Source organism: Methylocella tundrae (assembly GCF_901905185.1).
GTDB lineage: Bacteria > Pseudomonadota > Alphaproteobacteria > Rhizobiales > Beijerinckiaceae > Methylocapsa > Methylocapsa tundrae.
In genome coordinates this window covers 1-379 of record NZ_CABFMQ020000065.1, presented here as the reverse complement: position 1 = coordinate 379, position 379 = coordinate 1, and the positions used below count along the sequence as shown (strand labels likewise).

The 379-nt window shown below is 53.3% G+C and carries 1 protein-coding gene; it reads right to left on the bottom strand.

The annotated features are described in order from the left end of the window. On the bottom strand, positions 1-379 hold a 379-nt coding region (locus MPC4_RS05940; protein WP_174511711.1), incomplete at both ends, for a peptidoglycan-binding protein.

Below are 379 nucleotides of genomic sequence, written 5' to 3'. Positions count from 1 at the left end.
CAATAGCACCATCTGCTCCCAATCCTTGCCATGCCTGAAAACGTTTAACGGCTTCCACCAGTTCATTATCGTAGGCGGCGCGAACGGCAGGCGCAGGTTTACTACGAGACGTAGTTTGTTTGTCCATCAGCTTAGTTTCTGCTGTTTCAACAGTAACAGCCGATGGGCTGACTACCGCGTCAGTTGGCGTGTCATCGCCAGGTAGCGTAATTTTCGGTCCCCCGTCCAACATGCCTGTACGTTGCAATATTTCGCGCAACGCCGGTACGTCGTTACTCCACTGTCCTGGGCGCAACGTTGCTTTACCGGTCAGTTGAGGCCACGGTTTGGTGTCACTGAGTAAGGCCAGTAACGATTCATGCATCGCCGCATATTGCGG